Origin of the sequence: Pseudomonas sp. WS 5079, assembly GCF_012985465.1 — a bacterium.
Lineage (GTDB): Bacteria > Pseudomonadota > Gammaproteobacteria > Pseudomonadales > Pseudomonadaceae > Aquipseudomonas.
Genome location: NZ_JAAQWN010000004.1, coordinates 157,408 through 172,724 on the forward strand (window position 1 = coordinate 157,408; position 15,317 = coordinate 172,724).

Annotated in this window: 13 protein-coding genes; 6 read left to right on the top strand and 7 right to left on the bottom strand. The window is 60.0% G+C overall.

The window, feature by feature from the left end; genetic code table 11:
• The first annotated feature begins 4 nt into the window (after positions 1-4).
• From HBO05_RS12300 to folE, 5 genes are all read left to right on the top strand, one after another.
• On the top strand, positions 5-454 hold the full coding sequence (locus HBO05_RS12300) for a hypothetical protein (RefSeq protein ID WP_082643857.1): 450 nt from the start codon (positions 5-7) through the stop codon (positions 452-454).
• Between the two features lie 195 nt (positions 455-649).
• Positions 650-4,213, top strand: a complete 3,564-nt coding sequence (locus HBO05_RS12305) for an indolepyruvate ferredoxin oxidoreductase family protein (RefSeq protein WP_172312780.1) — start codon at positions 650-652, stop codon at positions 4,211-4,213.
• A 70-nt stretch (positions 4,214-4,283) separates the two neighbouring features.
• Positions 4,284-5,465 (top strand): acetyl-CoA C-acetyltransferase, encoded by a 1,182-nt coding sequence (locus HBO05_RS12310; protein WP_020300836.1) that lies wholly within the window; start codon positions 4,284-4,286, stop codon positions 5,463-5,465.
• Complete coding sequence (locus HBO05_RS12315; RefSeq protein ID WP_020300837.1) at positions 5,462-6,091, top strand: TetR/AcrR family transcriptional regulator; 630 nt, start codon at positions 5,462-5,464, stop codon at positions 6,089-6,091. The genes HBO05_RS12310 and HBO05_RS12315 overlap by 4 nt, the downstream gene beginning before the upstream one ends.
• A 36-nt stretch (positions 6,092-6,127) precedes the next feature.
• Complete coding sequence (gene folE / locus HBO05_RS12320) at positions 6,128-6,685, top strand: GTP cyclohydrolase I FolE (RefSeq protein WP_020300838.1); 558 nt, start codon at positions 6,128-6,130, stop codon at positions 6,683-6,685.
• A gap of 28 nt (positions 6,686-6,713) precedes the next feature.
• Here folE and HBO05_RS12325 read toward each other — a convergent pair whose 3' ends face one another.
• From HBO05_RS12325 to HBO05_RS12345, 5 genes are read right to left on the bottom strand one after another with little or no spacing between them, the layout of a single operon-like run.
• On the bottom strand, positions 6,714-7,469 hold the full coding sequence (locus tag HBO05_RS12325; protein ID WP_020300839.1) for an SDR family oxidoreductase: 756 nt from the start codon (positions 7,467-7,469) through the stop codon (positions 6,714-6,716).
• A 17-nt stretch (positions 7,470-7,486) separates the two neighbouring features.
• The gene (locus tag HBO05_RS12330; protein ID WP_020300840.1) at positions 7,487-8,539 is read right to left on the bottom strand and encodes a phosphotransferase family protein; all 1,053 of its coding nucleotides are present in this window, start codon (positions 8,537-8,539) and stop codon (positions 7,487-7,489) included.
• Positions 8,536-9,831 (bottom strand): acyl-CoA dehydrogenase family protein, encoded by a 1,296-nt coding sequence (locus tag HBO05_RS12335; RefSeq protein WP_020300841.1) that lies wholly within the window; start codon positions 9,829-9,831, stop codon positions 8,536-8,538. The genes HBO05_RS12330 and HBO05_RS12335 overlap by 4 nt, the downstream gene beginning before the upstream one ends.
• A 24-nt stretch (positions 9,832-9,855) precedes the next feature.
• Positions 9,856-10,593: an SDR family oxidoreductase gene (locus HBO05_RS12340; protein WP_020300842.1), complete on the bottom strand. Its 738-nt coding sequence runs from the start codon at positions 10,591-10,593 to the stop codon at positions 9,856-9,858.
• Between the two features lie 50 nt (positions 10,594-10,643).
• The gene (locus HBO05_RS12345; RefSeq protein ID WP_047531069.1) at positions 10,644-12,881 is read right to left on the bottom strand and encodes a CoA transferase; all 2,238 of its coding nucleotides are present in this window, start codon (positions 12,879-12,881) and stop codon (positions 10,644-10,646) included.
• A 192-nt stretch (positions 12,882-13,073) separates the two neighbouring features.
• Here HBO05_RS12345 and HBO05_RS12350 point away from each other — a divergent pair, with 192 nt between their 5' ends.
• Complete coding sequence (locus HBO05_RS12350) at positions 13,074-13,481, top strand: VOC family protein (RefSeq protein ID WP_020300844.1); 408 nt, start codon at positions 13,074-13,076, stop codon at positions 13,479-13,481.
• Here HBO05_RS12350 and HBO05_RS12355 read toward each other — a convergent pair.
• Together HBO05_RS12355 and HBO05_RS12360 are read right to left on the bottom strand one after the other, a co-directional pair.
• Positions 13,478-14,257 (bottom strand): SDR family oxidoreductase, encoded by a 780-nt coding sequence (locus HBO05_RS12355; protein ID WP_020300845.1) that lies wholly within the window; start codon positions 14,255-14,257, stop codon positions 13,478-13,480. The two genes, HBO05_RS12350 and HBO05_RS12355, sit on opposite strands and share 4 nt — an antisense overlap.
• Positions 14,258-14,281: 24 nt before the next feature.
• Entirely contained in the window at positions 14,282-15,313 is a 1,032-nt protein-coding gene (locus HBO05_RS12360) for an aromatic ring-hydroxylating dioxygenase subunit alpha (protein ID WP_020300846.1), read from the bottom strand.
• Positions 15,314-15,317 lie beyond the last annotated feature (4 nt).

The following is a 15,317-nucleotide window of genomic DNA, read 5'->3' on the forward strand; positions in this document are numbered from 1 at the left end:
GACCATGAAATCGGGAACCCGGACAGCGACACTCCTAGCCGCTGCGATGATCGTCGGCTGTACGACTTCATCAAGCCAGACAGTGACTGTTCCCTTGAACGCTACACCACGCAACGGCGGTCAGATCGCCAATGCAACGCTGGCCGTTCAGGGCAATGAGACAGCGTTTTCCTTTGTCGTCAGTGGAGTTCCAAGCGGCACCCTTCGGCCCTTGAATCTCTACACCTTTATCAACAAAGGCAGCTGCGAGCGCCCCGGGACTGTCGCCTATGCAATGAATGACCGGATCAACACCAATCGCATTTCTGCAACGCGCGGCTGGACCTATTCACGAAGTGCGCCAGTGACGCTGGCAGAGCTGCTTTCTGGTGGATATTACTTAGTAATAAGGACCACTCCGGCCGATGGCAACGTGGATATTTTCTGTGGGGATATCAAGCCCGAAACAAGGTGAAATGACACCAGACCGATAACCGGCTTTATCTACAACAGCGTGAAGAACAGTGTGCGTTGCGGTATTTGAATATCCGATACCGCCCCATTGTTTTTGTGATTTTACGATGGCAAAACTGCTCCCTAGACTCCAGCCAATAACTAGGCAACGCCGCTCTCCTGGCGCCGCCATGACAATAAAGCCTGGAGGATGAACATGAGTGCGCCCCCGTCTCTGGATGACAAGTACGTCCAGCACACTGGAAAAGTTTTGCTCACCGGGATTCAGGCGCTGGTGCGTCTGCCGCTGATGCAGCGCCAACGCGATCTGGCCAATGGCTTGAATACCGCCGGTTTTATTTCCGGGTACCGTGGCTCGCCGCTGGGTGGTTTCGACCAGGCATTGTGGAAGGCGCGCGACTACCTCAAGGAACACCACACGGTGTTCCATCCAGGCATGAACGAAGACCTCGCTGCTACCTCAATCTGGGGTACGCAACAGGTCAATCTCTTCGAAGGCGCCACCTACGATGGCGTGTTTGGCATGTGGTACGGCAAGGGTCCGGGCGTCGATCGCTGCGGCGATGTGTTCCGCCACGCCAACGCCGCCGGCACCTCGAAATTTGGCGGCGTGCTGGCCATTGCCGGCGACGACCATGGCGCACGCTCCTCCTCGCTACCGCACCAGACCGAACACATTTTCAAAGCGGTGATGATGCCGGTGCTGGCGCCATCGGGGGTGCAGGAATACCTCGACTACGGCATGCATGGCTGGGCCATGTCGCGCTATTCCGGCTGCTGGGTCGCCCTCAAGGCGGTGGCCGATACCGTAGAGAGCGCGGCCGTCGTCGACATCGACATTCATCGCGTACAACCGATCATTCCCGATATCCCGCTGCCCGAAGGTGGCTTGAATATCCGTTGGCCGGACCCGCCCCTGGCACAGGAACAGCGCCTGCTGGAACACAAGCTATATGCTGCCCTCGCCTATGCACGGGCCAACCGCCTCGACCGTGTCGTGATGGACTCAGCGAAAGCGCGCATCGGCATCATCACGTCAGGCAAATCGTACCTCGACGTTTGCCAGGCACTGAAAATCCTCGGCATCGACGAAACACTCGCCCAGCAGATTGGCCTGCGGGTCTACAAGGTCGGCATGGTTTGGCCGCTGGAGGCTGAAGGCGTCCGGCAGTTCGCCGAGGGCCTGGAAGAAATCGTGGTGGTGGAAGAAAAACGCCACATGATCGAGTACCAGTTGAAGGAAGAACTCTACAACTGGCGCGAGGATGTGCGCCCGCGCATCGTCGGCAAGTTTGACGACAAGGGTGAGTGGAGCCTGCCGCACACGGGTTGGTTGCTACCCGCCATCAACGACCTGACCCCGGCTATGATCGCCCGGGCGCTGGCCAAACGCATTTTGCGCCTGCATCAAAGTGGCCCGCTGCAAGTGCGCCTGGCGGTGCTGGATGCGCAATTGGCGAGCAAAGACCAGTTCAGTAACCTGATGGAACGCGTGCCCCACTACTGTTCCGGTTGCCCGCACAACACCTCGACCAAAGTCCCGCAGGGCAGTCGCGCATTGGCCGGCATCGGCTGCCATTACATGGCCGCCTGGATCTACCCGCAGACCCAGACGTTCAGTCAGATGGGGGGCGAAGGCGTGGCGTGGATCGGCCAGGCACCGTTTACCACTACTCAACATGTGTTCGCCAACCTCGGTGACGGAACCTATTTCCACTCCGGCATTCTCGCGATTCGGGCTGCCATCGCGGCCAAGGTGCAGATCACCTACAAGATTCTCTACAACGACGCCGTGGCCATGACCGGCGGCCAACCAGTGGACGGCAGCCTCAGCGTGGCGCAAATCAGCCGGCAACTCGTTGCAGAAGGCGTGCAGCGTGTGGTGGTGGTCAGCGAAGATGTCGAGAAATATCAGCACATCCATGAACTGGCAGACGGCGTGCCGGTGCTGCGTCGCGACCAGATGGACGAAGTGCAGGAACAGCTGCGCCAGTTCCAAGGCGTATCCGCAATCATCTATGACCAGACCTGCGCTGCGGAAAAACGTCGGCGTCGCAAGCGCGGCAAGTTCCCGGACCCGGCACGCCGGGTTGTGATCAACGAAGCGGTGTGTGAAGGCTGTGGCGATTGCAGCAGCAAATCCAACTGCATGTCGGTGGTGGCGGTGGAAACCGAGTTCGGCCGCAAACGGGAAATCGACCAGTCCTCGTGCAACAAAGATTTCACCTGCCTTAACGGCTTTTGCCCGAGTTTCGTCACGGTCGAAGGGGGCTCGTTGCGCAAACCCAAAGCGCTGGCAGCCAAAGCGGATGAATTATGGGCATTGCCCACGCCATCAACCGTTACGCTGGATGAGCCCTACAGCATTCTGGTGACCGGCGTGGGTGGCACCGGCGTGGTGACCATCGGCGCCTTGCTAGGAATGGCAGCGTTTATCGAAGGCAAAGGCACGCTCAATCTGGACATGGCCGGCATGGCGCAAAAAGGCGGCGCGGTGTGGTCGCACATCCGCATTGCCGCGCACCAGGATCAATTGTTCGCACCCCGTATTGCCGAAGGTGAAGCAGCCTTGCTGTTAGGCTGCGATCTGGTGGTCAGTGCCAATACCGAAACCTTGTCCAAGCTGCGTCAAGGCGTTACCCATGCGCTGATCAACAGTGAAGAAACCATCACCAGCGCATTCGTGCGGACCTTCGCCCAACAGGCGGAAAGCGGAGATTTGCTGAAGCACCCGGACCCGAAATTCCACACCCACAACATGTCGGCACAAATCGCCGAAGCGGTTGGCCATGCCCAGGCGGACTTTGTCGACGCGAGCAAAATCGCCACGGCATTGACGGGCGATTCGATTGCCACCAACACCTTCATGCTCGGCTACGCCTACCAGAAAGGCTGGTTACCGGTGGGCGAAGCCGCGCTGCTGCAGGCTATCGAACTGAATGGCACTGCGGTGCCCTTCAACCTCGCCGCCTTTGCCTGGGGCCGGCGCAGTGCCGAAGACTTGCCACGGGTCTTGCGCAAACTGGAAGCAGGTAAAGTGCAGAACACAGATCGCTTGCTGTCGCAAAGCCTGGAAGAAACACTGGCACGACGCATGGCATTTCTCACGGCGTACCAGAATAAGGCTTATGCCCAACGTTACCGGCAACGAGTCGAGCAATTCATGAAAGCGGAAACGGCGCTGCTCGGGCAACCGGGCAAACTGTCGGCAAGCGTCGCCCGTTATTACTTCAAAGTGCTGGCCATCAAGGATGAATACGAAGTGGCACGCCTGTTTACCGATGGCCAGTTCCTGGAAAAAATCCAGGCTGGCTTCGAGGGCGACTACCGCCTGCGTTTCCACCTGGCGCCACCGCTGCTGAATGATAACGGCAGCGGCCGTGAGCCGAAAAAGCGCAGCTTCGGCCCGTGGATGCTGCAAGGCTTCAAGCTGCTGGCTAGGTTCCGGTTCCTGCGCAACACCTGGGCCGATCCGTTTGGCCACACTCACGAACGCAAGGTGGAACGTGACTGGCTGGCCAATTATGAACGTGTCCTCGACGAAGTCTTGATGGATTTGACCGCCGACAACCTGACCCTGGCCCAGGACCTGGCACAGCTGCCAGACAGCGTGCGCGGTTATGGCCCGGTCAAGGAGCGCTACCTCGTTCACGCCCAACAGCGTCAGGCGCAATTGCTTGAACGGTGGCGCGATGGCTCGAACGCGCAGTTCCACGATGCCAGTCAGGCCGGCAGCAAAATAGCCGTTACCCAACTGTAAGCCCGAGTGTGGCAGGCGTCGGTTGCCTGAAAAGGCACCACGCCGTATCCACCGAAAACTGGAGCACAGCATGCATGAAGTCGTGATAGTCGCCGCCACCCGCACCGCCATCGGTACCTTCCAAGGCGCATTGGCCACCACCAGTGCCGTGGAATTGGGCAGCGTGGTGGTCCAGGCGTTGCTGAAAAAAACCGGGATTGACGTCGACCTGGTCGATGAGTTGATTTTCGGCCAGGTGCTCACGGCCGGGTGTGGGCAAAACCCGGCACGCCAAGTGGCGCTGAAAGCAGGCCTGCCCCATAGCGTATCGGCCATGACCCTGAACAAGCTCTGCGGCTCCGGGTTGAAATCCGTGATGCTGGCGGCTCAGGCGATTCGCTGTGGCGATGCCGAGGTGGTGATTGCCGGCGGCATGGAAAACATGAGCTTGGCTCCCTACACGCTGGCCAAAGCGCGCACCGGCTTGCGCATGGGTAACGCGCAACTGGCCGACTCGCTGCTGCAGGACGGCCTGATCGACGCCTTCCACGACTACCACATGGGCATCACTGCGGAAAATCTGGTCGACGCTCACAGCCTGACCCGTAAGCAGCAGGACGCTTATGCCCTGCGTTCGCAGCAACTTGCCAGCGCAGCCATTGAGGCCGGCCGTTTTGTCGCGGAGATCACCCCGGTGCCGATTGCGCAGCGCAAAGGCGAGCCGCTGCTGTTTGCCGTGGATGAGCAACCTCGCGCGCAAACCACTGCTGTCAGCCTGGCCGGGCTCAAACCAGCCTTCAGAAAAGACGGCAGCGTCACCGCCGGCAACGCCTCGACAATCAATGACGGCGCCGCTGCAGTGCTGTTGATGAGCGAAGACAAGGCCAGGGAGTTGGGCTTGCCCGTTCTGGCAAAGATCAAGGCGGGTGCGTGTACTGGCGTAGACCCGGCGATCATGGGCATCGGGCCGGTGTCGGCAAGTCGCAAGTGTCTGGCAAAAGCCGGTTGGAGCCTGGCTGAACTCGATCTCATCGAGGCCAACGAAGCGTTCGCTGCCCAGTCGTTGGCGGTGGGTAAAGAGCTGGGTTGGGATTTTGACAAAGTGAACGTCAACGGCGGCGCCATTGCCCTCGGTCACCCGATTGGCGCTTCGGGTTGTCGTGTGCTGGTCACGCTGCTGCACGAAATGTTCAAGCGCGACGCGAAAAAAGGCCTGGCGACCTTATGCATTGGCGGCGGCCAGGGCGTCGCCCTGTTGCTGGAACGTCCATGATTGGCGCCCGCCCCGCAACGGCCGCCGGCCCTCAGCCGCGCTGGCATGGGCAGCCGGATGGCGATGTCGGAACCCACGAATTGCTGTACCACACGGCGCTCAGATTATTTGCCGAGCATGGATTCGAAAGTGTCAGCCTGCGCCAATTGGCAGCCGCAATGCATTTGCAGCCGGGATCGCTGTACAACCACATTGAAAGCAAGCAGGCGCTGCTGTTCGAACTGATCGAGACGCATGAAAGCGATCTTCTGGCGTTACTGCAAACCAAGGTCGCGCGTCATGCTGAGGGTCGGCTGCAACTGCAACGTTTTGTACGTGTGCACCTGCAGTTCAACAGCTTGCACGATCAGCGCCACACGCTGACGCGCATGGAATTTCGCAGCCTCAGCCTGGAGCAGCGCGAACGCGTCGAGCAACTGCGCGACACCCGCACCCGGGACCTGGAAAACATCCTCAGCCGTTGTGGATTGCCGGCCGGCCAGCGCGCACCGATGGCGCTGGGCATGCAAGCATTGCTCGATGGCGTGGTAGCCGGTTACCCGCAGGATGCGCGGCCTCCTCTGGAAAGTCTGACGAGTCTGTTTACCAGCATGGTGCTGACCGGTTTGAGCAGGCCGCTGGCTTAGCTGCTCCCCTTACATCACTAACAATAAGGTCGATCGATGAACGAAGAAATGACGAAAAATTATCGGGAAATTCTCCAGCACGTCGGTGAAGACCCACAGCGTGAAGGCCTGCTCAAGACTCCGGAACGTGCAGCGAAAGCCATGCGTTATCTTTGCCATGGCTACCGGCAAACGCTGGAAGAGATCGTCAACGGAGCACTGTTCGAGTCGGATAACGATGAGATGGTCATCGTTCGTGAAATCGAATTGTATTCGCTGTGTGAACATCATCTCTTGCCATTTATTGGCAAGGCTCATGTTGCCTACATACCGACAGGCAAAGTGCTCGGATTGTCGAAGGTCGCGCGAATTATCGACATGTTTGCCCGCCGCCTGCAGATCCAGGAAAACCTCACCCGGCAGATTGCCGATGCAATCGCCCAGGTCACCAATGCCGCCGGGGTGGCCGTGGTGATCGAGGCGAAACACATGTGCATGATGATGCGAGGTGTGGAGAAGCAGAACTCGGTGATGAGTACTTCAGTGATGCTTGGCGCCTTCCGCGAGTCGTACAACACCCGTCAGGAATTTTTGCAGCTGATCCGCAGCCGCTAGGCGAGGCGCCAGGCGCCCCACCTTCAACTCAACTGAGCATCAGCATCCCGCCGTCAATCATCAGCGTCTGCCCGGTGACAAATCGAGAACCTTCTCCGGCAAGAAATACCAGCACTGGCGCCAGATCCCGGGCCGGTTCACCCAGTTGTCCGCCGATGGGCACTTGCCCTGCCATGTACGCATCGTGCTGCTGCAGTTGTTCGGCGCTCATGCTCGCGCGAGTCGCCTCGTACATCGGCGTCCACATCGCCGGGGCGATAGCGTTGACGGTAATGCCCAATGGGCCCCACTCCCGCGCCACCGTGCGCGTCCACGCCAGCACGGCCCCCTTGCTGGCCGCGTAATGGGCTTTGCCGGGCTGTCCGATGACGCCTGCCCCAGAGGCGAAGTTGATGATCCGCCCACCGCTGCCCTTCAGCAGCTCATAGGCCGCGCGGTTGGTCAGGAATGTGCCACGGGTATTCACCGCAAAGACTTTTTCCCACTCGTCCAGCGTGATGCTGTCGGCACTGGCATTCGGCGCGATACCCGCAGCATGTACCAGCACATCCAGACCATTGAGCCGTTCGTTGGCCCAGGCGAAAGCGGCGTCCACGGATTGGCTGTCAGCGATATCGCAGACTCGTGTATGCGCCCACCCGCCACCGTCCCCCGTCATCGAGGCGGCTTCGCCCAGGTCGAGGCTGACGACATAGGCTCCCTCCTCCACAAATGCTTTGACCACTGCCGCGCCAATACCCCTGGCGCCCCCCGTGACGATGATGCGTTTACCGGCCAGCTGCATGGGCTGTTCCTCTGATATCAGACTGTTTGATCGATGCGCTGCAACGCCGTAGCGAACAGACGCAACGCTGAGGCGTGGTGTTTTTCACCCGAGACCATCGAGGCTTTGCCCGCACACGCACGGGCGTAACTGACTTCGAGAAAGATGCCGAGCTTGAAGCCGGCCAACACCAGGTACCAGGTGAAGTCCGCCAACGAGCGCGAGCTGCCGGCGCGGTAATGGGCGACCAGTTCGTCGCTGCTGCAAAAGCCTTCCCAGGGGCGAACTTCAATGGTGCCGGCACCACGACCATCAGCACCGGGCCAGGTGACTACCAGCCAGGCAAGGTCGAGCAACGGATCGCCGATGGTCGCCAGCTCCCAATCGACAACTGCGGCCAGTTCCGCGCTGTCGTGGCGAAACATGACGTTGGACAAGTGAAAGTCACCATGCTGGATACCGGTCTGGAACTGCGTCGGGTAATGCTCGCTCAACCAGTTGGCCAACCGGGCAAGTCCCGGCAGACCGCTCGCGCCCGGCCAACCGGGGTAGTCTTTGACGCTGTCCAGTTGCGCCAGCCAACGTGAGACCTGGCGTTGATGAAAACCTTCGGGCCGCCCAAAATCCCCCAGGCCCACCGCCTGATAGTCGATTTCTCCCAGACGCAATAACGCGTCCACCATGGCCAGCCCCATACGTCGGCGCATTGCTGGCTGCTGCGCGTGCGGCGTCGGCAAACCTGCCGCGCAGTTGGGATTGAAGCCCTGTACTGGTTCCATCAAATAGAAACTGGCGCCCAGAACGTCTTGGTCGGCGCAGTCGGCTATCAGGCCGGCATGGGGCACCGGCGATCCGGCCAACGCTTTGAGCAACCGTGCTTCACGGGCAATGGTTTTACTGCCGACTTCGCGCAACTCCCTGGAAGGCCGACGCAATACGAATTCGCGCGTGCCACGCCGAAAGCGCAGCAACAGATTCTGAGTGCCTCCGGTTAATCGCAGTGGGGCCTCGATGGAGCCACTTTCCAGACCCTTTGAGTCCATCCATAGAGCCAGGCGCTCGAGTTCGACCAGATCCTGCCAGTCGTTCATGCGTCGTACTCGCCCAGACTGGCCAATGCATCGGCGTATTTTTCCCGGGCTCGGGCCGCCGCGGTGGGCCGGTGGTAATCGGGGAACAGTTCGTCGCAGGGTTGATAATCGCGTAGCAGTTGTTTGGCGACCGTGATTTTGTGCACTTCGGTGGGCCCGTCGGCCAGCCCCATCTGGAAGGAGCGGACGATGTACCCGGTAAACGGCATTTCTTCGCTTACCCCTAACGAGCCATGTACATGCAGGGCGCGCGCGGCGATGTCATGCAGCACCTTGGGCATGGCGGCTTTCACCGCAGCGATGTCTTTGCGTACCCGTTTGTAGTCCTGATACTGGTCGATGCGCCATGCCGTGCGCATGACCAGCAAACGAAATTGTTCGAGCTCGATCCACGAGTCGGCAATTTTTTCCTGGACCATCTGCTTGTCCGCCAGGCGGCTGCCCTGGGTACTACGCGACAGGGATCGTTCACAGAGTGCATCCAGGGCTTTCTGCGCTTGGCCAATCACCCGCATCGCATGGTGCACGCGGCCGCCACCCAGTCGTACCTGGGCCACGACAAACGCCTGACCGGGCGCGCCGAGCATGTCGCCAGCAGGCACTCGCACCTTGTCGAACGACAGGTAGGCATGGGTTGCGGCCGGGTCATCGGCGATACCGACGTTGCGGATAATGCTCACCCCCGGAGCATCGGCGGCAACAATAAACATCGACATGCCTTCATACACCGACACGTTTTTATCGGTGACCGCCATCACGATATAGAACGCGGCGTAGCGGGCATTGGAGGCAAACCATTTTTCGCCGCTCAGCAGCCAGTCATCACCCTCACGCACCGCTTCGGTGGTGAACACCGCAGGGTCCGCGCCGCCTTGGGGTTCGGTCATGGCGAAGCAGGACACGATATCGCCGTCGAGCAAGGGTTGCAGGTAGCGCTGCTTCTGCGCCGGCGTGCCGTAATGGGCGAGGATTTCACCGTTACCGGAGTCCGGTGCCTGACAACCAAACACAATCGGTCCGAACAGCGAGCGGCCGAGAATTTCATTGATCAACGCAAGGCGCACCTGGCCATACCCTGCCCCGCCCAGTTCCGGGCCCAGGTGACAAGCCCACAAGTTGCGCGCCTTCACCTGCGCTTGCAACGGTTTGACCAGTTGCTTGAACAGCGGGTCGTGGATATTCCACGGGCTGCCCAACACGTGGTCGAGAGGCTCGACTTCCTCACGCACGAACTGCTCGATCCAATCCAGTTCCACTTGAATCTCGGGGTCGGTCTGAAAGTCCCAGGCCATGGTGTTTCTCCTAGCAAATAGCGATCAGGCCAGCAGCATGCCGCCGTCGACCAATAGGGTTTGGCCGAGCACATAGCTGGCCAGCGGCGAGGCGAGAAACAGAGCCACATTAGCCATGTCCTGAGGCGTGCCGAGGCGCCCTTGAGGAATGGCGCGCAGCGCACCTTCCAGGCGTTTCGGGTTGCTGGTGGTCACCCGTGTCAGCTTGGTTTCCACCAGCCCCGGGGCAATGCCATTCACCCGGATACCATCACGAGCCCAGGCTTCGGCCAAGGTGCGAGTCAGCCCGAAAGCGCCGGTTTTCGAGGCGTTGTAGGCAGGGTTGCCACGGGTAGAATGGAACGCTGCTGCCGAACTGACCGTGATCATCGAACCCTTGGCTTCCATCAGCAGCGGGTGAAATTTCTGCGCGCAGACCATCAGGCTGGTGAGGTTGATGTCGAGCACGCGCTTGAAGCCCTCAGCGAGGAATTCCTGACGGTCGTAGAGCACCGTGCCTTGCGCTTGCACCAACACATCCAGACGGGTGAATGGCACACAGACCGCTTCGATCAACGCTGCATCCGCGACGTCGACCTGCGCGTAATGCAAGCCTTCAAGGTTAGAGTCGGGTGAGTCGTGATAGGCCGCCGCCGAGGCACGCGTACCCCAGACATGCACTTCGGCACCGCGCTGGCGAAAGTTCTGCGCAATGCCATTGCCGATGCCACTGGACCCGCCGACTACCAGCACGGTTTTACCGCTGAAATCCAACTCGTACATGGGTATTCCTTGTGCTTGTCGAAAAATGCTGCCGGCCAATAGGCCCACCGTTACAGCGCCACCAGGCCAGCCGAGGCCAATCGTTCGAGCTCGCTGCCGGTAAAGCCGAGGCCTTCCAGAACTTGCCGGGTATGTTGGCCGAGGGCGGGCGGTGGGCGCTGCAGCGATAACGGCAAGTTGCCGAAATCCCAGAACGCGCCGATCTGTTGCAAGTCGCCGTAAACAGCATGTGAGTAATGCGCGTGCAGACCCGCGGCGGCGTGTTCGGGGCTGTCGAGAAAGGCATCCATCTGCGCCTCCAGGACGGCCTGCGCAGGAACTTGCACTTCAGCCAATGCTGCGAGCGCCGCTTGCCGGGTAAGACCTGCAAACCAGGTTTCGGGCTGATCACCCATGAGCGCCTTGAAACGCTGCACCTCATCCGGTTGCAGCGCTGCCACCACCAGCCAGGCATCGCTACATAGATACAAACGGTGTGCGTCACTCACACCAGTCTGTTGCGCATCCATATGTTCGATTGGGGTCAGGCTGCCGTCTTCAAGCACCACCGCTTCGCTCATCGATAGCAACGTAGCGCCCAACAATGACGAGCTGACCATTTGCCCGACGCCACTGCGGTTGCGCTCGTACAATCCCAGCAGCAAGGCATAGAGCGAGGATAAACCGGCAAAGAAATCGCCCACGCCAAAACGCAGCCACATCGGCGCCTGCCCCTCCCCGCCCTGCTCCCTCTCCCAGCCGCAGGAAGCCTGCATCAATTGGTCAAAACCCGGCCAATCCGCGCGCGGTCCGGTCGGTCCGTAGGCACTGACATGGCAATACACCAGCTGCGGGTTGAGCACTTTGAGGCTCTCGTAGTCGACCTTGAGTTTGCGTGCGGCCGGCAGCCGCATGTTGTGGTGAACAACATCGGCCCAACGGGCCAACGTTTCTACGGCGGGCTCGGTTTGCTGATCGCCCAACTGCAGCGCTACCCCCAACTTGCCACGCTGGGTGCCGCTGAAAATCCGCTCCAGGCGGCGCATGGCATCGCCTTTGGGCGCTTCGACTTTAATGACTTCGGCGCCGAGGTCCGCCAGAAGCATGCAAGCAAACGGCCCGGCCAGGTAGGCGCCCAGATCCAGTACTTTCAGACCGTGCAGCGGAGGCAAGGGCGCCGGGCTCGACCTGGGCACTTGCGAAGGGATCACAGCATCGGCGCCTGACAGTCCGGCGTTCCCCTCACCTGCCAGAGGTGCGCTACCGCCAACTCGTGCGGGTGGCTGCACCTGCCAGGCAGGGCCTGGTTGCAGGGTCTTGCCCAATTGCACATCGTCGACTTCAACCACATAACCATTCAGGCGTGCTTGCTCGTCGAAGTAGATATCGCCAAAGGGAGCGGCAATTTGCGCGGCCACGTCGTGCTGCCAGAAATGCTCGACCCAGTCCTGTGCCGGCCGTGTGGCAATGATCGCCTTGTTGGCGCCGAAGTTTGGCGCCACATGGCTCGATGGCCACAGCGCGTTCAAGCGAGCCACTTCGGTTTCGCCGAGCTCACTGAGTGCCGCGGCCATCCACGGGGATTTGTCCGGCGAATAATGCACATGCAACCAGCGGCCATCAGCGCATTGGTGCAACGGAATAGGAATGTGTTTATCCAGGCCTTTGGCAAAGGCCTGCGTCGGCGTTTGCGCGCGGTTCCAATGCATGGTCATTGGCACCAAGGCTGCCTGAGCCAAACTCGTATGAGCGATACCGCCGCAGCCGTCACGTTCGCGTGCAAGCAACCGCGCCATCACCCCAACCACGCACAACCAGCTGGCCAGCCAATTGGCAAAGGGCATGCGCACGAATACCGGGCCGGGGCGATGCGCCGGTTGCTCGTCCAACAGGCCAAGGCGCGCCAGGATCAAAGTTTCCCAGGGGATGGCATTCGCCAGTGCATGCCGTTGGGGCCAGCCGCTAATTGCCGAGATAATCAAGCGAGGAAAGTCTGCAGCGAGTTGCGCGTCGGCCAGACCATGGGCCTGCGCTACCGAAGGTGTGAAGTCGTGTAGCAGCACATCGGCGCTCGCGAGCAGAGAGTTTAGTTGCTGACGATCTTGGGGATTTTCCAGACTGAGGATGACACTGCGCTTGCCACGGTTAAGCACAGCAAACAGCGCCTGTTTCTCTCTGGCGGGGTTGGCGGGTGGCTCGATCATCACCACTTCGGCACCCGCTTCGCAAAGATGCATGCCAGCGGCAGAGCCGGCAATGCCGGAACACAGACTGATGACGCGAATTCCTTCGAGGATTGCCTGGCTCATTCAGCACCTGTCTTCTTCTGCGCTTAGCGTTTTGCAGCAGAGCTGCAGAACGAATCCATGGCGTTACCCTAAGCGATCAATGATAAATTCCATAGATAGATTAGTATTCCGAATATAGAATCATAAGCAGGAATATGAACAGCAAATAACAATTCGTCTAAATATCACTAAAAGCCGATCAGGGGCGTTGCGATGATCCTGCGCATGGACCACTTCACCATCGTCACCAACCAACTGGAGGCGACACGGGATTTCTACGTGGAGGTACTGGGTCTGGTCGACGGGCCACGCCCGCCCTTCCCGGTTCCCGGCTTCTGGCTGTACGCCCGGCAACAGCCCGTACTGCATGTGGTGGGCGTATCACAAATGCCGGAGCCGCGACGTGGCGTGCTCGACCATATGGCGTTTCATGCCCAGGGCTTGCAGAAAATGTGGACGCACCTGGATGAGCACGGCGTGCGATTCAAGGTGATCCGTGCTCCCGGCGCCGATCGCACGTGGCAGCTGTTCATGCAGGACCCCAATGGGGTTGAAGTGGAGTTGGATTTCGACGCCAGCGAAGTGCTGCCCGCCGACTGGAAGGAACGCCGGGGAAGCTAAATCAATCCAGCATAACTGCCGCCGTCGATCTGCAAATTTTGCCCGGTGATATAGCCGGCTTGCGCCGAACAGAGAAATGCGCAGGCGGCTGCCAATTCGCTCGGCTGGCCAAATCGTCGCGCCGCTATCGGCTTGAGCATTTCCACCCGTGCTTGCTCAAAACTGAGCTGGCGAAGCCCCGCCAGCTGCTCGGTCATAAAGCGCAGACGGTCCGTCTCAATGCGCTCCGGCAGCAGATTGTTGATCGTTACATTGTCCCGTGCCACTTCGACCGACAGAGCTTTGCAAAAAGCGGTCAGCCCGGCACGTGCAGCGGTGGACAAACCCAACGGCAAACGCGGTGACTTGACCATCGCCGAGGTGATATTGACGATGCGGCCGAAACCTCGCGCCCGCATACCGCCGATCACAGCCTGGATAAGCAGAATGCCTGAGAGCATGTTGGCCTCAATGGCCGCCATCCAGGCCGCGTGATCCCAATCCTCCAGACGACCCGGCTCTGGGCCGCCGTTGTTGGTCACCAGAATGTCGACTACCGGGCACGCGGCCAACAATGTCGCACGCCCGGCAGAGGTGGACAGATCCGCCACCACCGTGCGGGGCAGCCGGCCAGTGCCGAGAAAAATGTCCTGCGCGGTTTGCGCCAGGGTCTCGGCATTGCGGCCGTTGATCAGTATCTCGCAACCCTCCTGCGCCAATGCCAGCGCACAGGCTTTGCCAAGCCCTCGTGAAGACGCGCATACCACCGCCATGCGCCCGCCAATGCCCAGATCCATAGCCGTACTCCTTGCGTGATGGGGTCAGTCTTTCATGCCCAACAACGTGCTGATATCGCGTCCGGGTTCAGCATCGCTGCCGTAGGCGAACTGACCGGCGCGCTGGCGTTCGACCAGTTGTTCCATCTGGTAGCGATAACGAGTACCTGGGGTATCGAAACGCGAATGCAGGTCACGTCGCTCATCGGTCTCGAAATAGCGCTGATTTTGCGGACGCACCACCGAGTTGTCCTGGGGCTGGATGATGTAGTTGATGCGCGGCATCACGTAGCGAAACGGTGACGGTGCAGCGGTGGTATTGAACGTGACGTCACAGCGCGAGCGATGCTTGCCCACCGGCAAGAACGGTTGCAAGTTAGGAACGTCATAACCGGGACGAAATCGCGGGTAGGAGATGCACACATTACTGCGCAAATGGATGTGCAGCACCGCGCGAAAATCCTGGTACTTGGCGCGCACCCCGCCGACCCAACGCATGATCGGCGCCACTGATTTTTGTGCGACTGTACGGGTGCGGGTCACCGTTTCAGAGGTCCATTGCACCTCGACCTCGTCCGACTCGCTGATGCCGTCGCCGATGGTATTGGCATGCAGGAAATCGGCGTGGGTCAGGTCAATCAGGTTTTCTACAGAGAGCGCAGAGGTCGCATCGAATCGCACGGTGCGCTGGGTGTAGCCAGGAAGACTGCCGTCTTGCGGCAGGAACGGGATATGCGGCAGCAGCAATGTATCGGCGGCATCCGGGTTGCCGTACCAGACCCAAATGTAGCCGTAACGCTCGACCAGCGGATAAAACCCGCTGCCGCCAGTGAATGCCGTCAGCACGCACGTATTTTCACGCAGACGATAGGGATGGAATTCAGCTGCTCTCGGCTGCCCGTTTTCCCGCCACAGGTAATAGGGTTGGGCATGAATGATTCGACGAATTGGCTGGGCACTGAGGTCGCGACTATGGGAGACCGGAAACCAGGTGTCACGCAGGTCATAGTTGATCGGTGTCCAGTCACCCCGCACTTTGCGCGACGGAGTATCGGTAGAGGAAGGCACGGAATGCATGGTG